The sequence below is a fragment of the Bacillus sp. 5B6 genome (assembly GCF_000259405.1).
In the GTDB taxonomy this organism is placed as follows: domain Bacteria; phylum Bacillota; class Bacilli; order Bacillales; family Bacillaceae; genus Bacillus; species Bacillus velezensis.
In genome coordinates, this window is sequence record NZ_AJST01000001.1 from 2,148,204 (window position 1) to 2,172,883 (window position 24,680).

At 50.4% G+C, this 24,680-nt stretch carries 3 protein-coding genes; all 3 read right to left on the reverse strand.

The features are described 5' to 3' along the window. Genes MY7_RS09955 through MY7_RS09965 form a run of 3 tightly spaced genes read right to left on the reverse strand, consistent with a single transcriptional unit; the run spans position 1 to position 24,663 of the window. Positions 1–5,727, reverse strand: a complete 5,727-nt coding sequence (locus tag MY7_RS09955) for a type I polyketide synthase (protein ID WP_007612409.1) — start codon at positions 5,725–5,727, stop codon at positions 1–3. Between the two features lie 39 nt (positions 5,728–5,766). Beyond that, the gene (locus MY7_RS09960; protein WP_007612415.1) at positions 5,767–12,051 is read right to left on the reverse strand and encodes a type I polyketide synthase; all 6,285 of its coding nucleotides are present in this window, start codon (positions 12,049–12,051) and stop codon (positions 5,767–5,769) included. 18 nt (positions 12,052–12,069) lie between these two features. Beyond that, the gene (locus MY7_RS09965; protein WP_007612416.1) at positions 12,070–24,663 is read right to left on the reverse strand and encodes an SDR family NAD(P)-dependent oxidoreductase; all 12,594 of its coding nucleotides are present in this window, start codon (positions 24,661–24,663) and stop codon (positions 12,070–12,072) included. Positions 24,664–24,680 lie beyond the last annotated feature (17 nt).

The window sequence follows — 24,680 nt, forward strand, 5'->3', positions numbered from 1 at the left end:
TCAGATAGTCACAAATTCATGAGGGTTCATTCCCTCGATCGGAATCGGCTTGGTCAGCTTCATCAGCCCCATACGGGAGATCGGCTGCGTCAGCAGAGTTTCCAGCGCCTGCATCCCTTCCGCACGGCTGATCAGCCCGAGACCGATTGCACTCAGTCTGTCAAACTCTTCAGAAATGTGATTGTCAGCCCGCTCCCAATAACCCCAGTTCATCACTTTGACCCGGCATGACAGCCGTCCGGAAAGCTCATGGGCAAATGCGTCTTTAAATGCGCACCCCGCCGCATAATGACTTTGGTTCGGATTCTTAATATATGAAATAACCGAAGAGAAAAAGAGAATAAAGTCTAAAGACTCTTTCGCAAATACTTCGGCAATGTTGACGGAAATATCCACTTTCGCCGCAAGGCCGGCGTGAAACTGTGATTCTTCCATATCTTTTACGCTTTCATTCGCAAATACCATCGCTGAATGAACGACGCCGCTGATGGTGCCGTATGTGTTTTTAATCTGTTCATAGGCGCGCTGAAGCGATGGAAGATCAGAAGCATCTGCGGCTATATATTCGGGAGCCGGGCCTGATGACCGGTACCGGTCTATTTTTTGGCGTATCCGGCTGTCCAGCGGCCGCCTCCCGATCCAGACGACTCGGGCTTTATACGTCGTCACCATATAATCTGTCCAAACCTCGCCGATACCTCCCGCACCGCCGATGATGACATATACGCCTCCATAGCGGTAAGGAACACTTTCAGACGGCCCGCTTTGGACCGGAAGCAATTGAGGCCGGTACCATTCCTGATGTCTGCGCACCCATGCTTTACCCGTACGGTCGCGGGGCAGGCTGAATATGTCTTCTGCGGGGAAATCCCCCCCGTCTTCAAGATCGGCCAGACGGATGTGCCAGCTCGGATGTTCTTTAGCGAGAGACCCGACAAAACCGTGCACACTGGAATGAGCGGGACGCACCTCATCATATTGGGTGATAGGCTGTGCTTGGTGCGTAATCACCGTCATCCCGAGCTGCTCTTTTCCATACCCGAGACCGATAAGAGCTTTGGCCGCTCTGAAAATTTGCAGCACCCCGCTTTTTTGATCATGGCTGTCAGAATCAGCCGGCTGAGGGGCAAACCAGATCATATGCTGAATCTCACCGAGACGGCGGAGCCGATCAGATATCACTTCAACGGAAGCACTTTGGCTGCTATCAAATCGCACAGCTTTAGGAAACAATCGTAAAACCGCGTCCGCCTGCCCGTCTGTACCGCCCATGATGACAGCTTTTGCTTCAGAAATGGGGAAGCCGGTTTGGTTGTCTATCGGTTCCTCGTCCCATACCTGCATCAGTTTGACGGCTCCGGTAAGGTTACCCGTCAGATCGTATTGCTTATTATCGGTTACGGCCGGCGCACTTTCGGCCATCCGGGCAGAAAATCCTTTTATCCTTACACACACATTGCCGCGTTCATCACATATATCAATGTCCATTCTTCGTACGGCCGGTGTTTCATGCGTCACAAATACGGCCGCCCACATGTTTGGACTGCACGGATGAAAAACGGTCAGTTCATGCAATTCAAAAGGCATTAACGGCTGCTCCGGATAACCCGCTTGATCTTCATTCATAACGCCGATGGCCGCCTGAAAAGCGGAATCAATCAGACTCGGATGGAGCACAAACTGTTCGGCTTCATCAGAAACGGAAGCAGGGAGCACCAATTTAGCCAAGGCTTCTTTCTCCCCGCAATAAATGTGATCAATTCCTTGATGTGAAGGTCCGTATACAATTTCCGCCTTTGCAAACGCCGCATAGCAGTCTTCTTTTGACAGCACTTTTTTGCGGCATCGCGCTTTCAGCTGTTCAATATGCAAAACCGGCGCCTCAGACAGCGGCTCAATCACAGCACTGCCTTCACAATAAATGTCTGAATCATTTTCATTGCTGTACACTTGAAATGAAACATTGCCGTTATCCTCCAAGGAAAGCCCTGTCGTCATACGCAGCGGCTCTTTTTTATGAACGGCCTGGCGTATCCAGCTGATATACCGCAGCGAAATGCCGGTTTCAGCCGTGTATTCAGCGGCTAACGGCGCGGCAGCCAGTTCAGCCGCAGCTCTCGCCATTTCAAGATAAGCCGCCCCGGGGAGAACACGCTTGTTTCGGACGATATGATCGGCTAAGAAGAATTCATCTCCGTTCAGTATCGTACTGAATTTTTGTTCTAGCAAATCTGATGTATTGCGGTGAAGCAGCGGGTGAAGCCTGCTTTCTGTATTTACGGAAGTGACGGGATGATCGGGCTCCGGTATCCAATATCGTTCCTTTGCAAACGGGTACGTCGGCAGACTCATCCTGCGCGGTTTCTCCTCCTGATACAGCCGCGTCCAGTCTATCTCAAATCCTTTTGACCACAGCTCCGCAAGTTTTTTGTAAGTACCGCTGTCCATCCATTTTCGGATCAGCTCCTCCGTATCCTGATCATCATTCAGGAAACCCCTGATTTCCGTTCCGCTATCAGACCGCCCTTGAAAGCAGCCGTCAATCTGCCGTTTTTGTACTGTAAATTCAGTTAATTTCCTGATCAGGTCTGCTTGATCGTTCACTAAAAAAACAAGCCGTTCTTCCATTGCCAGCCGTCCCGTTTGCAGCGTATACGCCAGTGACCGCAGGGAAAAAGGTTCATCAGGCTGCTTATCTAAGCCGGACTGACCGAAAAGACCGGAAAGAATATTCTTATGTTTCTCATCGTTTGTAAGACATTCTGCTAAAGTCCGGACGGAAGTATGCTGTATGAGATCAGTCATGTCTATTGCCAGCCCGTATTGATCCGTCATCAGCTCAGAAAACTGTGTCAGCTGCATGACATCCAAGCCGAATTCCTTCCAATCCTGTTCATCAACTACCGAGCCGGCCTCTACATGCAGAACATCCGCCAGAACGCTGCGTAACGCATTTTCCAGCTGATTTTGCATTGTATCTCTTTTGTCATGAAGCGGCCCGCTTCCTTCAGGCGCTTCATCTTTGAGAAACATCAGCAGGCGGGCAGCGTATTCTTTCAGCCGCTCCGGATTTTTCGCTGACAGAGGCACGATATACGGTCTCTCTTGATTCTCCGTAATGCCGGGGCTTTTGGGCCTGTACTCTTCTAAAATGAGATGAACGTTTGACCCCGTCGCCCCGAATGAACTGATGCCTGCGCGTCTCGGACAGGAATGTTCAATGCCGTTCTCTGTATACGCCGGCTTTTTCCATGACTCGGTTTTTTGCTGCACGTAAAATGGCGAGTCCTCTAAACGGAGATACGGATTAATCGTCTCTGAGTGCAAAGAAGGGACAAGCGTTTTGTGAAACAGCTGCAAAACCGTTTTATGAAGCCCGCTGATCCCGGCGGCTGATTCCGCATGTCCGATATTCGATTTAACGGAACCGATCGCGCAAAATTGCCGATCCTCCGTAAACGTGCGGTAAGCTTTAACAAGACCTTGTATTTCAATCGGATCTCCTAAAGAAGTTCCGGTTCCGTGCGCTTCCACATAAGAAATCGTCCGGGGATCGATCTCCGTCTTTTCAAGGCATTCAGCTATCATATCCCCCTGCGCCACGGGGCTCGGCACGGTAATCCCGCTGACGGTCCCCACGTGATTGACGGCGCTGCCTTTAATCACCGCATAAATATGATCCTTATCTTCTTCGGCTTTGTGAAGCGGCTTCAGCAGCACGGCACCGATGCCGTCAGCTGAGACATAGCCTGTGCCTCCTTCGCCGAACGTGCGGCACAGCCCGTCACTCGAATGCATATCCATCAAGCCGTATGTGATATATTTTGTCGGGTGCAATGATAAATTGACGCCTCCGGCAAGAGCTGCTTCACATTCACCGCGTCTCAGACTTTCCGCCGCCATATGGACGGCCGTCAGAGATGACGAACACACCGTGTCAACCGCCATGCTCGGCCCGTGAAAATTGCAAAAATATGAAACCCGGTTTGCGATCGGCGCATAGTTCAAGGGATAAGGAAAGACCAGCCCTTTGGCCGCAGCTTCAGCGCCGGCGAGAGAATAATCCATATGCATCACCCCGGCAAACACACCGACGTTCATTCTCTTATTCGGCCCGTTCGGCTGAACGATTGTTTCCGGGGTGTAGCCCGCATCCTCAATCGTTTCCCAGCATGTTTCTAAAAATAATCGTTCTTGCGGATCTTTAGCTTCTGCCTCCCGCGGAGAAATCCGGAAAAATTTCGCGTCAAAACAATCCGGATCGTCTATAAAACCGCCCCATTTGGAAATCGGCTTGCCGGACGGCGATCGCAAATGCTCATATGTCCTCGTATCCCAGCGGGAACGAGGCACTTCCGTTACGCTGTTTTCTCCATTTTTTAAATTTGTCCAAAATTCACGAAGATTTTTGGCGCCGGGGTACCGTCCCGCCATCCCGACAATCGCAATATCTCCATTCTGCGTTCCGGCTGACGCTGATTTTTTCACGCGGATTTGGGTCGTCCTCTTTTTTTCCCGGTGCAAAGGCTCAGCACTTGAATGCCCGCTTTGAGCATGGCCGAAACCGGCTCCGTAATGTTCGCACAAATATCCCGCCAATTCCGCGATTGTCGTGTATTCAAAGAACAGTGTCGGCAGAAGCTGCGTTCCGGTTTTTTGTTCAATTTCCTTTACCATGTCCAACAGCCCCGGAGAATCCAGCCCCATTTCATAGTAGCCGATATCCGGGTCAATCTCTTTCACAGGTTTGTTCAATCGGGCGGCAAGCAATTCTTTTAAATAAAGGATGCACTGTTCAGTAAGGCCGGCGGAAGCCTCCGCATGGCGGGGCTCAGAAGGCGCCGGTTCCGCTTGCGGAGCCGGGACGGCATTCCGCCCGTCAGGTTCTTTCTTTTGCCGTTTCTGATTGATCAGTTCCGGGTCCCTCACCAGTTTATTGGCGAAGTTTTTCAGTTCGCCGACTTTTCTGCCTTCCTCATTGAAAAACTCCATTGTCACGTAAACGAGATCTTTCTTACGGGTGACGGATTCTTTTTTTATCTTGGTGATACATGTCGTCTGCAGCAATTCGGCGCAATAAAACGATTCATAAAACAGCGGCAGAAATAATTGCCCCTCCTCCCTCGTCAAAGGAGCGAGATATACATTGGAGCCGATGCTGCTCGCATCTATCAATGCGGGATGAAACATCGTCTCTTCTGCATGTTCCAGCTGATCCTTTTGCACCGACAGATCAATATAAATCTCTTTTTCAGTTTGGTAGACGCTTCCGCAGCCTTTCATCATTCCTGAATGAACCAGTTCTTGATCCCTGCATTCCGCGTAAATGTCCTCAAGCGGTATTTCTGCCGCCGTTTGTTTTACGGCATCCATCCGGACGCTCTCTTGGAAGCCGGCGGGCTTGACGGAATGCATTTGCGCCGCGGCATATACCTTTGTCTCTGCTGCTTCGTCACCTTGTTTTTGCCCTTTCACCTCCACCTTCCACTGCCCTTCGCCGTTCTCTGTACAATCAACGGAAAGCAGGATTGATTCTCCCTGTTCAGGAGCTAAAGGGTGAAAAATCGATAAGTGCCTGAGTTCAAGGCCGGCATGAAAAAAACCGTTTTCTCTGAAAGTCTGATAGATCAGGTCAATATAAGCCAGACCCGGCAGCAGTTCCTTTCCATAGGCTTTATGATGTTTCAGAACGGGATGCTGATTGTTAATAAGAAGCTGCTCTTGCATATGAACTTCCTCCATATCGACGTTCAATTTTCAGCGCAATCAGTAAGTCTTCATTTGTTTCCAAAACGTATTCGGACGGGACTTATGTGCGTTTTCATGCAGGCTTTCGGCTTTGTCCGAACGAATAGGCCGGCGTTTTAATTCCTGTCTCGGCAAAGGCTTTCTAACCGGGGTATACGCCTCTTGCTCCCAGGCTTCCACTATGACATGGGCATTCGTCCCTCCGTCAGCGAAACTGCTGACGGCGGCAATCCGCGGTGAATCCGTCCATTCACGCAGCGCGTGCGAAAAATAAAACGGCGAGGCGGACAGATCGTAATGCGTCATCGGCTCTTTGCCGGAAAGGAAAGGCACACGCATTCGGCGCGAGAGCATAAGCACTGTTTTAATAAATCCGGCAATCCCTTCAGCGCATAACGGGTGTCCGATATTCGGCTTCATCGACCCCAATTCGCAAGGCGCGCTGTTTTGCATACGGTACACCGCTTCAATCGCCCTCAGTTCCAAAAGATCCGTTACTTCAGAGCCAGAACCGTTTGCTTCAATGTAGCTGATATCCTCTGCTTTTCTGCCGCTTTTGGCAAGCGCCTTGGCCATCACTTCTTTCTGCGCCTGTATATTCGGTGTGGCAGGCCCCGCGGTTCTGCCGTCATTGTTTACGGAAATGCCTTTAATGACCGCATGAATCCGGTCCCCGTCTTTTACAGCCTGGGCCGCTGTTTTTAAATACACCATTCCGACGCCTTCTCCCAATACGATGCCGCCGGTGCGGCGATCAAAAATATGAAACGCAGGCTCTTCGCTTAACAGATTGCGAAGTTCGAACATCCGGTGGGTTTGACCGGATTCCAGCAGACTGACTCCCCCGACCACCGCTGAGTCGATTTCACCGCAAGAAAGCGCCTGTATCGCCATATTCATACCGACAAGCGCTGAAGAACAGGCCGTATCCAAAACGAGACTCGGCCCCTTCAAATCAAAGAATTGAGAAAGATTGGCCGCTAAGTAATTCGGACCGGCGGCGACTATCGGATTTTTTGCATGCTTCAGACGGTTTTCGTCAGGCATACTGCCGCCGCGTCCTCCTAAATAGACACCGGCTGACCTGCCTTTCATTTCTTGTAAAGAGTAACCGCTGTCTCTGAACAGATGAAGCGCCTCTTCTAATATAAGAAAGGACTGGATATCCATTGCCTTGATGTCTTCTTCGGGAATAAGGAAAAACTCCGGGTCAAAATGCGTTACATTTTTTAAAAGGCCCGCATAATCCGCCTTCTCCGTTTTCCAGCGCTCTTTCGGCACCCTTTGAATGGCTGACGTTCCTTCAGACAGCAGCTTCCAATAAGCTTCAATTGATTCAGCTCCCGGAAAACGGCAGGACATTCCGACAACAGCGATGTCTTGCGCCGCTCTAGCGCCAGAAGGCTGAATAACAGCGGATGCTGTTTGTTTCGGAACGTCTGGGATTACAGGCTGAACCGGTTTTGAAACGGCAGCTTTGATTTCCGGATATGCTGTTTTAAGCCATCCGGCCAGCACAGCAACCGTAGGGTATTCATACAGCACCGCCGGGTCAAGGTCAGCTTTGATCCTCTTTCCGATCGCTCTGGACACTTGGGCAAGCATGATGGAATCGGCTCCGTAATCTTGAAACGGTGTATCAGATTCAAATCTTGACGGCTCCAGTCTTAATTCCCGGCAGCAAATGCCCGTCAGCCACTCCTCAACACTTTCTGTATCGGCCTGTTCCTGCTGCTTTGTTTCGGTAAGGCCGGATGAAAGCAGCAGACGGTCAGGCTCCCATTTTTCCGGGTGAATGACGGCCGGCATAATAACAGATCCGCAATCGCCTGCCATAATGGCATCAAACAGGCTCAGCCCTTCTCTGTCAGTGATGCTCTTTAAACCGCTTTTCTGATAGGCCCGGCTTTTTGATTCGCCCATACCCGTTTCTTTCCAGCTCGGCCATTGAATGCTCAGCACCGGAAAACCTTTTGCGGCCGCAAAATAATCCATATAGGCGTTAGCCATGGCATAATCGCTTTGTCCCGCTCCTAATTCAGGCATCACGCCGGACACTGAAGAAAACAGCGCAAAAAACCGGAGAGGCTCCTTGTGCAGCGCTTGATACAACAGGTCCAGTCCATCTGTTTTAGGCTCAAGCACGGTCATCATCTGTTCTCTTGTTTTGCGGATAAAGGCGGGATGATCGAGATCTACGGCTCCCGCTGCGTGTATCACGCCTCCTATCGGCCCCATTTGATCTTTCACACGGCTGACGGCCTGCTCATATTCAGGGCCGGAAGATACAGACAGCACTTCCGTTCGGACACCTTTTTGTTCGAGCTCTCTGATTCTTCTCACTTTTTCAGAAAACGGGGAATTCCGTTTGATATGATCATCCCACTCCGCTTTCGGCGGCATGGTTTCTTTTCCTGTAAGCACGAGTTTCGTGACTCCGTATCGTTCGGCAAAATGCCGGGCGAATAAATATCCGAGTCCCCGGGTCCCTCCGGTGATCCAGAGCACATGGTCTTTCGGAAATGAAAATTCTTTTTCAGCTAAGCTGTTTGTTTCTTTTAACCGCGCGTGATAGCGCACACCGTTTCTGTAACACACTTCGATGTCTTCAGAATCGCGAAAAAACTCCTCTGCGATCTGGTTTGCCAGCTCAGGATCTTCGGCAGTCCGTTCTGCATCCATATGCCGCGAGCGGATATCCTTATACTCACTTTGGAGCATCCGGTACAATCCGGCCTTTTTTGCACCTGAGAGATTTATCGTTTCATTTGCAAAAGGTTCAAGCCCCTTTGTCACACAAAGCAGCTGAAGCTTTCGGCCGCGGTTTCTGTTGTCAATCAGAGACTGCAGACGATGAATCCAGCCGTCATCATGATTGGTTTCCGTTCCGCATCCGGTCACATCAATCAGACCGCCAAACCGGGACGCGTCCCCGGATATTTCCGATGACGCAGCGTCAATGATTTCAGACTCGGGGAAATAACGGGACAGCTCAACGGCCAAATTTCCTGTCTGGTGATCGGCGGCTATTCCGATGACGCCCGGCACTTCTTTAACCGGAACACTGCTGCTTTCTGCCCAGCTTTTCTGTAAAAATCGGGTTTCACGCAATGTTTCAGCACCGCGAACATTGTCCGGCGCTGCATCGTCCGGCCAATACCGATCCTTTATAAATGGATAACCGGGAAGGCTGATGCGGTGCGGCAGGCTGCCGTTATAAAGCTCTGACCAATCAATCTTCAGCCCTTTTACCCAAAGTTCCAGAAGCTTCGCGAATTTTTTTCGTTTCATCCATTTACGGACGGCGTCCTGCATATCTTCATCCTTAAAAACAGCTAGAATGTCTTTATACTGTTTGCTTTTTCCCCTGAAGCAGCCGTCTGTCCCGCCGTCAATAAAACGCTGCAGTTTTTCCGCTAACTGCTCTGTCGACGTCACGATAAACGCCGCACGTTCTTCCATCGCTTCTCTTCCGGTTTGAAGGGTGTAAGCCGCATCCCGGAGACTGCGGTCTGTGACGTCATTTTTTCTGATCGCTTGAAGAAGCTGCTGCGCCCGCTGCTTCAGGCTGGACTCCTGTTTAGCGGATAATAAAATGACTGCGGGATCTTCATCTGTGAATGGCTCAGAAATCTCCCTATCAGGTTCAATATATTCTTCTATCAATATGTGGGCATTTGCCCCGCCCGCGCCAAAAGAAGAGATTCCCGCGATTCTCGGAATCTCCTTTTGCGCTCCGTTTTCCTCAATGACCGGCCGTTTCCAGTCTGCCAATTCACGCTGCACCACAAACGGCGTCCGGTCGAATACAATATTCGGATTCAATTTCCGGCAATGTAATGAGGGGGCCAGCTTTCGTTTTTGAAACTGAAGCAGCAGTTTCGTTACACCGGCAATGCCTGCCGCGGCTTCCAAATGCCCGATATTGGATTTAACTGAGCTGATGGCGCAAAAACCTTTATCTGACGTTTTCGTTTGAAATGCGCGGGTCAAACCGTCAATCTCGATCGGATCTCCGAGTTCAGTGCCCGTGCCGTGGGCTTCGATACAGCTGATCATCCGCGGATGTATTCCTGATTTATCAAGCGCGCCGGAAATCACGTCAGCCTGGGCGCTCGGACTCGGCACTGTATACCCGTTTGTTCTGCCTCCGTGATTGATATGAGTGCCGCGAATCACACCGTAAATATGGTCCTTATCAGCCATCGCTTTTGACAGCGGCTTTAACAGCACGGCCCCGACGCCTTCACCGGGAACAAATCCGTCCCCGCCTTCACCGAAACTTTTGCACGTTCCGACTTTTGACAGCATTCGATAGGCGCTGAGCTCCGAATAAGCCGAAGGATGCGTATACACATTCACACCGCCGGCAATCGCCATGTCGCATTCGCCGCGAAGGATGTTTTCACACGCTTCATGGATTGCAGTCAGCGAAGATGAGCACATCGTGTCGACCGGCATGCTCGGCCCTTTCAGATTAAGAAAATAGGAAACTCTGTTCGCCGCTGAACTGAACGACGTTTTCGGCTGCAGGGTGCCGCCGTTTTTCCAGTACATTCCGTACCCGTTTTTCGTAATGCCCGCAAAAACGCCGACCCGGCCGTTATACAGATTCTCAAGCTGTTCCTTCGTATAACCGGCATCCTCCAGCACCTGCCAGCACATTTCAATAAAGAGACGCTCCTGCGGGTCCATATTCAAAGCATCACGGGGTGAAATTTGAAAAAACAGCGGATCAAAGAAAGCGGCATCTTTCAGAAATGCGCCCCGCTTACTGTAACTTTTCCCTTCTTTCACGGCCGTTTCAGGATCAGGGTTGTAGTATTTGTCCTTTTCCCAGCGCTCTTCGGGAATTTCCGTCACACAGTCTTTTCCGGCAGCTAAGTTATCCCAGTACGCTTCAAGTGTTTCAGCTTGCGGATAACGTCCGCTGACTCCGATAATCGCAATCCCTTCTTTTATCTGGTTCTCATTGGATAAAGAAGGCCGTTTCTTTCGCTTGATGAACGACGGAAGCACCGGAAAATCTTCATTTGCCAAAACCTGTTCTGATATGCCTGAACGGTGGTCATCATCATTTGTCCACTTTCGGCATTCTTTTGGATAATCCGTGACAAAGTGAGCTGCCAGGGAGCCCAGTGTCTTATATTCGTAAAAAACCGTTTTGGAAAGGTCACCGAAAAGCAGAGACAATTCCCGGTTCAATTTCGTCACAGTGACTGAGTCGATTCCGTAGGTTTCCAGCGGCTCTTCAGTGTCTATGTTGGAAACAGCAATTTTTGTAGTCAGGGCAAACAGCGTTTTGAGCTGAAGAAGCGTTTGTTCATACAAACGTTCACTGTGGTGTTCGGCATTGGTTTTTCCGGGAGCGCCCGTCTTGATGACAGGCTGCAGCTTCAACCCTGATAGGGAAGCCCATATTTTTCCTTTTTTGTCACATAAATCAATATAAAAGCTCCCCGCCTTCTCTTGTATCTCGGCCCATCCCTTGTCAGGACAAGGTTCATAAAACAAAAGCTCGTCCAATGAAACCGGGGCGAGCGTTTTATATTCTTTGCCGCCAAGCAGCGCGCATGCCTCTGTCACACTTTGCATCACACAGGGAGGGAGGCCGAATCGGGCGGATTCTTTTTGGTCTGTCAATGGAATTGATATGTCTGCCAGCATCCGTCCTGCTGAGGCGTAAATACGCTCAATTCCTTTCATGTGCTCACTGTATTGAACGGTATCGTTCTGAGTGATGGCTTCAATTTGCTGCTGATCCATCAGGGAACCGCTGTTTTCCTTCAAGCGGCTGATATCCAGCATGCCAGGCGCAGCATCAACTGGCTGAATCGTCCCTTGGCTGTACACATCATGATGACTGAAATCGGCAGAAAATGGATTATAAATCTCAAACCTTTTGGCTTCACCCTCTGCGGGTATCAGCCTGATTTCGATATGGAACGGTTCAGCCTCTGTCAGAATGGGCTTTGACCACACGATATGTGTCAGCCGGACAGCCTCAGTCTCCTTTACTGTCAAAACAGCCGCAGCTCTCGCCATTTCCAAAAGAAGTTCTCCGGGCATAAGCTTTTTACGCTGTAAAGAAACATCAGCGAGAAAAAATTCCCGGCCGCTGAAAGCTGCCGAGAATCCCAGTCCCGTTTCATCGGAAATATGCTGCTGAGCAAGCGGATGAAGGGAATTCGCTTGGCGAAGTCCCATCCGCATATCATAATCGCGCAAAATGCCGATCGCATCCTGTTTTGTCATTTTTTTATTTTTGACGTCAGAAAAAACCCGGTGCAGAAACTCTTTCATATGGTTTCCTCCATTACGCTAATCCCTGTAAAAACCGATCGTTCTTTTTACAGCGGCTTCTATGCTTATTTCGTTTCTCTCCAATTCATCAAGCAGGTGTTCATAAGTCTCAAGCGGGGACATATCAGTCTCATAAGTCTCCCGGTGCCTTATATGCTGCGCTCTGTGCGGTATCCAGCAATGTGTTTTCGCAAAAGGATAGACGGGCAGGCTGACTTTTTTTGGCCTTTCGTCCGGATATAATTTATTCCAGTCGACATGCAAGCCTTGCACCCATAATTTTGCAAGCATCGCATACTTTCCTGCTTCAATCCATTGATCTACGGTCCCGCTCATTTCTGCATTGTCCGTCATCTCTGTAAACAGCTGTTTCATCGCTTTGTTCCGGCCTGTAAAGAAATTCTGCCCCGTCTCCTTGCCGCTGAGGAAATCATTCAGCGCGTTCGTAAGCTCTTCTTTTGTTTCAGCAATGACGGCAAGGCGCTCTTCCATTTCATCCCGGCCAAGCTGAAGCGTATAAGCGATACCCTCAAAAGTTCCGTCAGCTGAATGTGACTTTTCCAAATGTCTGCGCAGCTGTTCCGCACGTTCCTTCAGCTGTTCCGCCGTCTTTGCCGAGAGAATGAATAAGGACGGCTGAAGTTCACCGGCCGTCCATTGTTTCTCTTCAACAGGAGAAACATATTCTTCGAGCACGACATGAGCGTTGACACCGCCAAATCCGAACGAGCTGACACCCGCTCTCCGCGGCAGTTCATTTCCGCTATCATCAGTCGCCGCTTTCCACGGCTGAGTGTCGCGGACGAAATAAAACGGGCTGCCGTCGAGGCTGATATACGGATTAACGGTTTCACAATGCAGACTTTTAACGAGCGTTTTGTGCTGCATCTGCAAAATAATTTTTAAAAGCCCGGCCATGCCGGCGGCAAGCTCTGTGTGGCCGATATTCGTTTTGACGGAACCGAGGCCGCAATGAGGCTGATCGGGTGCCGTTACTCCGGCTTTCTGATAAAGCGCTGCAAAAGCCGCTTTGAGCCCGTTGATTTCTATCGGATCTCCGAGCGCCGTTCCCGTGCCGTGGGCTTCAATATAACTCACTGTACGGGGGTCGATGTTCGCTTGCTGATACGCTTTTATCATGACTTCTGTCTGTGCTTTCGGATTCGGCGATGTAAGGGAAGCCGCCCTTCCGCCATGATTTTCCGCCGTTCCGCGAATAACGGCATAAATACGGTCGCCGTCACGTTCCGCATCGGATAATGTTTTCAAAACAATCATGCCGGCACCTTCAGCTCTGACATACCCGTCCGCTTGATCGGAAAATGTTTTGCAGCGCCCGTCTTCACTGAGCATTCCCGCTTTATTAAAGCTGATATGCATATCCGGCGATACAATAGCATTGACGCCTCCTGCAATCGCGATGCCGCAGTCTCCGGCCTGAATTGCCCTGACCGCACGGTGAACAGCGACCAATGAGCTTGAACAGGCGGTTTCAATCGGTTCGCTCGGCCCATGTATATTCAGAAAATAGCTCATGCGGTTCGGACCGATTGACGGAACCGTTCCGGCGGCGGAAGAACCCTCAATCTCTATATGGAACTTTGAAGCTTCCTGGGCGTAACCGCTGTTTGTCGTGCCTGCAAAGATGCCTGTATTTGTACCTGACAGGCTTTTGGCAGAGCAGCCGGCATCTTCAATCGCTTTCCATACATGCATCATTAAAAGTCTTTGCTGAGGATCCATCATTTCGGCTTCATGCGGAGAAATACCGAAAAATAAAGGATCAAATTGAGCGGTTTCATCAATGAAGCCGCCCCACTTTACATTGCTCGCATTTTTATCTTTCTGCGGATCTCCGTAATACTGTCTCCAGTCCCAGCGCTCCGGCGGTATTTCAGAAATGCAGTCCTTTTCTCCGGCTAAATTCTCCCAAAACATTTCCGGATTTTCAGCCATTGGAAATGCACAGCTGATTCCGATTATCGCCACGGGCTCAGGTGCAGCTGCGGTTTTTGTTTTAGGAAGACGGGACGGAATCAAGAATGGCTCCGTCTTCATTTTTTTATGCACAACCGGTTTCTCCGTTTCTGTTTCTGCCTGTGAGCCGAATGTATCCGGATGTTCCGTCAGCAAGTATTGGGCAAAACTAAAGACTGTCGGGTATTCAAAAAATACGGCCGGTGTCAGTTCAAGCCCATACGTTTTATTTAGTTCATTTGCAAACTGCGTGAATGAAACCGAATCAAAGCCATAATCTCTCATCTCTGATTCAGCATCTATCTCGTCTTCTTTCACCTTCAGAATGCCTGATATCATATGTTTGAGTTCCGCTTGTACTTTATTTGGCAGATGGACGTGCGTCTTCCTTGACACATGAATGCTATTGGACGGTTCCGGCGCTTCAGGCATCAGGTTTTTTCGAATCCGTTTTTCGTCGCCTTCTGCCACCATGACCTGGTGTTCTCCGGAGGCAAAAGCCGCATAAAGCGCCTGGATGCCTGAAGCCGATCGCATGGCTTTCATCCCGGTCTGTTCATACATCATCCGTTCGGTCTCTTTGTCCACACGCATACCGCCTTCTTCCCAAAGCGGCCAGTTGACGGACAGGGTCTGCCCGCTCCGCTTGTTGTCCCGCACGAGACGGTTCCGGCGGGCTGCATATACATCCATAAATGCGTTGGCTGCCGCATAACCGGCCTGCCCCGGATTTCCCATGCCTCCCGCCAAGGAAGAAAACAGAATGAAAAAGTCCAGCCGCACATCTTTCGCTGCTTCATCAAGATTGATAAGCCCTTTCACCTTCGGCGCCATGACGGTCTTCCGTTCGTTTTCTGTCTGGTTCAGAATGTAGTTGTCAGCGATCACGCCTGCGCCGTGAATGATCCCGTCGAGTGTTCCGTGCTCCTCCTGTATGCCGCGGACGAGGGCGATGACCGCCGCCCTGTCTGTCACGTCAACCGGTTGATAAAATACGCGGGCACCCGACGCTTCCAAGCGCCGTAAGCGGGCGGAGCGCTCTTCATCAAGCACTTCCGCCCTCCCCGTTAATACGAGGACGGCGTTTTTGACGCGGGAGGCTATTTCTTCAGCGAAAATCAGGCCGATGCCGCCCGCTCCCCCGGTGAGGAGGTAGACCCCTTCGTCTTTCCACGGAACGGCGCCGCTTTGAGGCGCCGGCAGATGACGCCAGTTTCTGACGAGACGTTTGCCGTCTTCATAACGGATTTCCGCTTGTTCAGGATGCGCCCGGTTTTCTTTCAGCTTGGCAAGAAGCGCTGATGCTGACTCGTCCGGATCGGCTTGGATGACTTGGCCGTACAGCTTCGGATGTTCAAGGTGAGCCGTTTTCAGAAAAGCGGCCAGCCCCGCCAATACATTGTCTTCCCCCCTGTCGGGGACAAGAAGCTGGATCAGCGTTTTTTTCTTCTGTTTTTCTTTGATAAGACGCGTGACGATCGCTGACAGCGCCGCCGCGCAGGCGTCATAACGGTCTTCAATCGGACCTTCGCCGTCAGCCGCACATACGGCGCCGCTTATGTCCTCAGCGTTCATTCCGCCATACAGCGTCACGTATCTGAAAGACTCTTCTTGTCCGCCGCCTTCACCCGGCGGTGATTCCTGCCACTTTGGCTGAAGCAAGAGCGGTTTTCCCTCCGTTTCCTCTTCCAGAAAACGGGCGGTGAGCCCCGTCAATCGGACACATACCGCACCGTTTTCATCACACAGCTCAATATGATAGGCGCCGTCCGCTGAGGAAAGCACCGCCCACATCGTCTCACGGCACGCAGAAAACACCTGCATATCCTGGAGGGCAAACGGCAGAAACGGCCGTCCGGACGCGGAACCGTCTGAGAGCACGAGGCCGATAGAAGCCTGAAGGGCGGCGTCCAGCATGCTTGGATGCAGGATGAACGGCTCCTTTTCCTCGCGGGCGGACGGCGGAAGAGTGAGCTTTGCGAGCACTTCTCCGCTTCCGGTATAGACGGCGTCAAGCGCCTGATGAGACGGTCCGTAGGTGATGCCGAGGCTGTCGAACGCTTCATAGCACTCAGCCTTTGACAAGTGACGGTCGCCGCAGCGCGCCTGAACCGCTTCCACATTGAGAACAGGAGCACGCTCCGTCTCTTCGAGCACGGCCTTTCCCTGGAAAAAGACAAGCGGCTCTTCTCCTTCGGCATACGCTTCAAAAGCGATGTCTCCGTTTTCTTCCGGCTGAAGTCTTACATGAAGCGTCACTCCCTCAGAAAGCGCCGTCACCGGCCGGAGCCAAACGATCTGTTTGAGCCGGACACCCGTTTTCCCGCCCGGCAGGTCTTCAGCGGCAAGCGTAACGGCGGCCCGGGCCATTTCTAAAGCAGCCGCGCCCGGAAGCACCCGTTTTTCATTGACGATATGATCGGCAAAAAACGGTTCATGTCCAGAAAAAACAGAAGTAAAGCGCTGGGCGGTAAAGGTCGATGTATTCGCGTGGAGCAGCGGGTGAAGTCTGGCTGCTTTCTTACTTTCCGCTGAGCCTGTTTTGTCAAGTGACACATCAGCTTTTGTCACCCAATATCGGTCTTTGGCAAAAGGGTAGGCCGGGAGACTGATGCGGCCCGGGTTGCGCTGATAAAGAGCTGACCAATCGACGTCAAGTCCTTTAACCCAAAGGTCAAGCAGCTTTCCGTATTTCCCTTTTTTCAGCCAGGCATTTATGGTAAGCGCCATATCTTCATCAGAAGTGAGCGAAGCCGCCAATGAATGATGTTTAGCTGTCCTGCCCCGCCAGATATGAGCATGTTCGATATTATGATCGTTTGAGAAACTCATAAGCTTCATTTTCAGTTCTTCTATCGACTCGGCCGTAAATGCAAGCCGCTCAGCCATCGGTTCTCTTCCCGTCTGAAGCGTGTAGGCGATCTTGGCTAAATCCCCATCAGAACGTTTTTTTCTTATGACATCATCCAGAAGCTGGCGGGCGCGCTCTGTCAATTGCTGCTCATTTCGCGCTGATAAAATAATAACAGCCGGTTTTTGCGGAGAAACAGACGCGTTTCCCATTGGTTTCAGGCTCTCAGACGGCACATATTCCTGAATGATGACATGCGCGTTTGAACCTCCTGCTCCAAACGAGGAAATGCCGGCAATTCTCGGATATTCCTTCATTTCACCCGTGATATTCAAGACAGGTCGTTTCCATTCCGTTTCTTTTTGCTGTACGAAAAACGGAGTGTGCTCAAACTCAATATTCGGATTCAATTCCGCCGCATGCAATGAAGGGGCAATCCTCTTATGTTTCAATTGCAGAAGCAGTTTGGTGATCCCCGCAATTCCCGCAGCACTTTCTAAATGTCCGATATTTGATTTAATGGAACCGATGGAACAAAACTGCCGGTCTTCTGTTGTCAGGCGAAAAGCTTTCGTTAAACCGTCGATTTCAATCGGATCACCGAGCGCAGTGCCCGTTCCGTGGGCTTCCAAGTAACTGACCGTTCTCGGGTGAATGTCTGTTCGTTTCAACGTCTCTGCGATCAGATCAAACTGCGCTTTCGGATTCGGCACCATATAAGCGTTTGTCCTGCCTGCTGCATTCAGCATGCTCCCTTTAATAACGCCGTAAATATGATCGCCGTCTTTCTCCGCTTGAGCAAGCGGCTTTAACACAATCGCCCCTACTCCTTCACCGTCAACAAAACCGTCCGCATTGTCTCCGAAAGATTTGCATTTATCACCGGGAGACAGCATTGAAAAAGCGGACAGCCGCTCATAGTGGGCCGGATCAACGATAAGATTGACTCCGCCGGCAATCGCTGTTTCACTCATTCCGCTCCGCAGGCTTTCTGCGGCGAGATGGACAGCTGTTAAAGAAGAAGAGCATGCTGTATCCACAGCCATACTCGGCCCTTGGAAATTGAACAAAAACGATACTCTGTTTGCGATAGACCAGTCGCTGGGAACTGTCGGGTAATTGCTGTTCATCACACCGACAAAGACTCCGATTTTCCGGCTGTCACAAAGCGTGGCCGGGGTGTACCCCGCATCTTCAATGCTTGAATAAGCAGTCTGCAGAAACAACCTTTCCTGCGGATCCATCCTTTCAGCTTCCGCGGGAGATATACGGAAAAACAGCGGATCAAATTTATCAATGTCATCGAGAAAACCGCCCCATTTTGAATAAATGGACCCCCATTTTCCGCGTTCCTCGTTATAAAACGTTTTCCAGTCCCAGCGATCTTTCGGCACTTCAGTAATAGAATGCCTGCCGGCTTTTACATTTTCCCACAGCTCATCAACGTGATCGGCGCCCGGATACCGGCCTGACAGACCGATGACAGCGATATCCTGGATAGAGGGATCTCCGTTCGTCCTGCTGCCTTCCTCGTTTTGAGGAATTTTGTTTTGTTTTACATTCAGGTTATCTGTGTGATCAGACAGCTGCTCCTCACGCACACCCATCGCTTTCATAAATGCTCCCCGCTGAGAAAGAAGCAGGTAATCCGCGATTTCTTCTATCGTCTGATATTCAAAAAAGAGGGTGCTGGTCATTTGCTCAAACACGTTACGAAAAGCATTCGTGAGCCTGACGACCAGAATAGAATCCAAACCGTATGCGGTTAAGGAAACCGACGGATCCATTCTCCCGCTCGGAATCTTCAGCGTTTTTCCTATTAATTCCGTCAGATATGTGATGCCCCGTTCCCTTACGTTTGGAATCGGCGCGGCGCTTTCTGCGGGAGCCTGCACCCGTCCGGCGTTTTCGGGATGAGCCGGTCCATTCCCGAATTGCCGCTCGAGCGCTTCTTTACGGGAAGACAGAAAGTAATCAGCAAGCTCATCAATGGTTTGATATTCAAAAAACAAAGTGCTGCTGACAGAACCGAAGACGTCTTTTAACACGTTGGTCAGTCTGACGACCAGTATGGAATCCAATCCGTATGCGGTTAAAGGTTCATGGGATAAAAGACGATGCGCCGGCACTTTAAGCGCTTCACCGATGACCTTCTTCATCAGTTCAACGCTTTTTTCTCTCAGGCTGAAATGCAAAGTATCATCCGAAAGACCATCTGCGTCATACGGACGGCGCTCCGGCTTCTCTTCTGACGCCTGCGGGAGGGCAAGCCTGACCGTTCCGTCACTTTCAGCCGCTATAATCTGCTGGCCTAAGTCGTGTGCGGCTTCAGCCGGAAACAGAGGATGGACGAACCCTTCAAGCGAAAGCGCTTCCGCCCAGCCGGCCGGCTCAACCCCCGGACAGCCCGGAATCCGTAAATCATGATCCTCATACAGCCACCAGCCTTCAAGAAGGCCGAACGTCACATGGTTGAATATGGTGCGGCTATTGATCTCATTTAAAAACAGCTGGCCGTTTTTTTGCAGCATTGCTTTCGCATGGCGCAACGCAGAGCGGATATTTTTTGTCGCATGAAGCACATTGGTCGCGATCACTGCGTCATACGTGCCGATGTCCTGCGCTTCTGTTGATACCGGCTGCTCAGCGTTGAATATTTTATAAGTGACATAAGGATATTCCGGACCGAATATGTCTTCCGCATGTAAAAGAAATGCTTTAGAAATATCCGTGAAACAATATTCGGCAATATGCGCTTCATACGGTTTCAATTTTCTCATGACCGCGGCGCTCGTCCCGCCCGTTCCGGCTCCGATTTCTAAAATGCGGATTTTCGCCTGCGGGTCTTTTTCCAGACGTTCCCGCAAAACTGCAATCAATGTGTCAGCTAGCTTGTCATTGAAAAAATCAGAAATGATATTATTGCGGTAAATGCCTTCCACAAGACGGAAGGAGGAGTCAGGGAACATCACTTCCGTTGCCGGAAGCTTACCGGTTAAAATGTCTGGAAGCACACGCAATGTCTCTTCTGCCAATTTGACATGCGCCCTCATGTCTTTCTGGCGCAGCCAAGTCTCTTTTTTCCGCTCCCATTCCTCCCACACCTGCCCTAGATCCGTTTTTTCCGGAGCAAGCGCTAATTCAGTCAGGAGGACAAAGCTCTCTTTCAGCCATCTGCTGTATTGTTCCGTTATGCCGGCAGCCGATTGAAATAACGGCAAAGCCTGATCAAGACCGGCTCCCATCTCATAAAGGGTTGATACAAGCATTTTTTCAATAAGGGATTCCATCTCTCTCATGCAGCTCATGACACTTGATGCTTTTAACCGCTCAGCTTCGTCATTGTGCGTGATGTTAACCGCTAATTGTCCGAGTGCGGAAGGAATCTTTACCGGATAAACCGTTACTTGTTCTTTCAGATCGTCTTTCATAAAAACCGGATCTGTCGTTTTGATCAGCGCCAGCTGGTCATGAGGTCCGGAAAGCAGGGTTTCCAGCGTTTTCATCGCTTCGGGCGCCTCAATAGAAGCGATTCCGTCCCGCTCCATCCGTTTCCGGTATTGTTCTGAGGCCACGACGCCGACACTTCCCCAAAAGCCCCAATTGACAACTTTTACAGCATACGGCGCTTTCTGTGAGATCCGCTTAGCAAAAGCGTCTTTAAACGTGCACCCGGCGGCATAATTGCTCTGTCCCGGCGCTTTTTGAAACGACATCATCGAAGAGAAAAACAGCAAGAAATCCAAGGGTTCCCCTTCAGCTACCCGGGCAATCTGCAAGCTGACATCAGTTTTTGCAGAAAGTGAAGCGCGGAATTGATCCTCTTCCATATTGGCAAAACTTCGGTCTGATAACACGATGGCGGAATGAATGATTCCGCGGACCTTTCCATTTTCCTTCACAATGGTGTCATACGCCCGTTTGAGAGAGTCATAATCCGCAGCATCCGCGCTGAAATATTGCGGTGCGGGACCTAAAGCTGCGAGTCTTTTCAGCTTTCTTTCAATCTGTGTATCTTTTTTCCTTCTCCCGATCCAGACAATTTTCGCCTGATAGGTCTGAATCATATATTCAGTCCATACTTCTCCTATTCCGCCTGCTCCGCCGATAATCACATAAACCCCGCCGTGCCGGTATAATGAAGGCTCATCTGCCTGAGGCCGGCAGACGGCCAATTGCTGGCGGTGCCACTGACCTGCACGAAAGACCCACGGATTTCCCTCGGGGTCCGCCGGTAAAGAGAAGACATCGGGAAGATGCCGGTCTCCCCTTTGAGATTCCAAATCAAGAAGCCGGATGCTCCAATTGGTGTATTCTTTTGCGAGCGACCCCGCTAATCCGTGTATGCTTGCATGACTCGGATTGACCTCATCATGTTCATGAATCGGCTGTGCTTGAAACGTGCAGATTGTCAATGATAGTTGTGCCGTGTCAAAATTCAGAAGCAGAAGCGCTTTTATCAGCCGGAAAAGCTGCATGACCCCGTGCTCCTGTTCGTCGGCCGTATCCGCATCATAAACGGATGGAATGGGATGATCCGGCGCCGCCCATATCATGTGTTGAAAAGAGCCTTGCGTTTTCAGTGTTTCAGCCATTTGTTCCGCGCTGTCCAAAGAAGTGATGTCCGGAAAACGGACATCGGAATACATCTCTTTCAAAGCCTGTTGAAAATCCGGCCCGGCCCCGATGACGATTATTTTTTCTTCACGCATGAAAGGCATGCCGGTTTCCGGAATGGTGACGGTGTTCCAAACCGGTGTCATAAGCAATTCCGTTTCACGGCTTTTCTTCGGCGTGACGCCGGCTTTTTGGTTAAACCCGGCGCTTTCCTGCACCTCTTTTATGATAAAATCTTTCACTGCCGCCAACAGCACCCCGCGCTCATCACAAATATGCAGATCAAATTGGTGAACGGAGGCCGCTTTTACCTCCGCATGCACAAATACGGTTTTCGCTAACGGTTCAAGCAGCTGTATTTCTCCGAAGGAAAACGGTACGATAAGCGCAGGCTCTTTTTGAAATTGCAGCACATGCGCCATTGCAGTTTGAACAGCGCCATCCATTAAGGACGGATGTAGGATGTACTGTTTAAAATCGGCTTCCAAGTGTGACGGGAGCGTTAATTTGGCCAGTGCTTTCCTTTCTGTATAAGAGAATTCGCGGATGACCTGAAAACTGTCCTTTTGCACGATTCCCGCCTCAGAGAACGAGTGATAGATGTCTTTCGGCTCCGTTCTCTGCGCAAATGGCGCCGGGAGCTGAAAGACCGGGGCCTCAAAAGACACTCCTTTTTCTTTACAAATCACTTCTCCTTGCGAAAAGAGAGCGCCGTCCGCTCCTTTTTCTTTAATGACATAGCTTATACGCTCTTTTTCTGCTTCAAACTCTATCATGACGGATCTTGGGTCTGTCCCTGTCACAATCGGCTCCATGTACCACACACTTTGAAGAGAGACGGCCGGGCGTTCTCCCCACAATCCCGCGCCGTATGCCGCCATTTCCAGATGACAGACTCCGGGAAGCACATATTTTTCGTTCACTAAATGATCTTTAAAGAAATATTCATCCTTGGAAAATATCTTTTGAAACGTTCCTTTCCGGGCGGATGAAATATTCTCATCAAGCAGAGGATGAAGCGCTTCACGCCTTTTGGTATTTTGGGGCTTTTTTGTATACCGCTTTTTTTGATCAGTCAGCCAGGACGTTTCCTTTAAAAACGGATACGTAGGAAGCGGAACTTTCTGATACGGCGTTTCCGGCTTTTTGCAACCTTGAAGGCCTTTCACCCACAGCGCGGCAAATTTCTCAGGATCTGAAACGGACTGACCTGAAACGTCCGGCCGCCCGGGTGACGCTTTTCCGAAGTACATATGCCTGCCGTCGCTGTGACCGCTTACAAATTCGTCCAATCGCTGTTTCAGCTCAGAAAGCGATGATGCAATGACAGCAAGCCGGAAGGAGAAAGGCTCTCTGCCTGACAATAAGGTGGCAGCGATATTTTCCAGACTGTATCCGCCGGCAGAAGGCGAGTTTTCCAATCGGGCAAGAAAGAAGCTCAATTTCCCGGCATATTCTTTCAGCTGCTGTTCGGAATGTGCGCTTAATACGACGGCATGAGGTTTTTGCTCAGTATTCCCGTCCGCTTGCAGTTTTGGCTGATAAGCACCTACGATCAGATGGGCATTAGAGCCTCCTGCGCCGAATGAACTGATTGCGGCGATTCTCGGTTTATCTCCTTCAGCCGGCCACGTCCGGTTGTTTCGGACGACATAAAATGGCGAATCAGAAAAAGAAATCTTGCGGTTCAGTTCCTCGGAGTGCAGACTGGCGGGAAGCATTTCATGTTTCATGCTTAAAAGCACCTTGATTAAACCGGCGATCCCTGCAGCCGCTTCCAAATGTCCGATATTGGATTTCACCGAGCCGATTCCGCAGTCATTTTTCTCATCGGTCTGTTTATCAAATGCCATAGAAAGGCCGCGTATCTCAATCGGATCGCCGAGCGCCGTGCCGGTTCCGTGAGCTTCAATGTAGCTGATATCCGCCGGACTTACCGCGGCTCTGTTTAGAGCGGATAAAATCAGGTCCCGGTGCGCTTCCGGATTCGGCACCGTATACCCGGCCGTTTTGCCGCCGTGATTAGTGGCGGACCCCTTAATGACACCGTAGATGTGGTCTTTGTCCGCAATCGCTTTTTTCAATGGTTTTAACAAAACGGCTCCCGCGCCTTCGCCGGGCACGTAACCGTCTCCGCCTTCACCGAAACTGCGGCATTTTCCTTCAGAAGACAGAAAATGCGATTGGCTTAAAAACATGTATTTTTGCGGATGTAAGCTGAGGTTGACGCCTCCGGCAAGCGCCATTTCACAGTCGCCCGACATAATGGCCTGACAAGCCTGATGGACGGCGACAAGCGATGAAGAACACGCCGTATCAACAGCAATGCTCGGGCCATGGAGATCAAGGAAATAAGAAACCCGGTTCGGAATGCCCCAATATAAGGAGCCGGGGCCTTTGTACTGATCTTTGAGGAAACCTTCTTCGTGTGCAATTAATGAATATTCATTCCAGGTCACTCCGGCGAATACCCCGATTTGATCCGTCGGCCTCGCCGCCGGGTTCCCGTAACCGGCATCCTCCATCGCTTCCCAGCAGCACGTGACATACAATTTTTGCTGAGGGTCCATTAAATCGGCTTCCCACGGGGAAACAGAAAAAAACAGCGGGTCAAATTGATCCGGATGATCAATAAAACCTCCCCATTTACTGTATGACGCGTATTCTGCCGTTTTCTCTTCCGAGTAATAAGAGCTGTCCCATCTGTCCTCTGGGATTTCGGAGACACAATCTTTATTTTCCATTAAATTGTCCCAAAAATCATGCTGGTTTTCCGCTTTCGGAAACATCCCGCTCATTCCGATAACCGCAATATCAGAGCTCCCGTCCGTTGCCGGTTCAGGCACCTTTTCAGCCGCCTGTACAGGAAGCAATTCTTCTTCCTGCCGGCTTCCCGTATCAGGCTCCGTTTCTGTGAATTCAAGAACGCTTTCGGGATTTCGTTTCTGCGCACTTAAAAACTCACTCAATTTCTCAATATTCGGATATTCAAACAGCAGCGTTTCAGAAAGGCCGGTAAATTCTTTATGCAATATGGTCATGATTTCTTCACTGATGAGAGACGTCACACCAAGAGTAAAAAAAGCGGTTTTATCTTCCGCTTCGGTCACCTCGGCACCCAGCTTTTGCGCTATTACCGTTCTTAAAAATTCGTTAATACATTTCATGAGGATACCATCCCTTG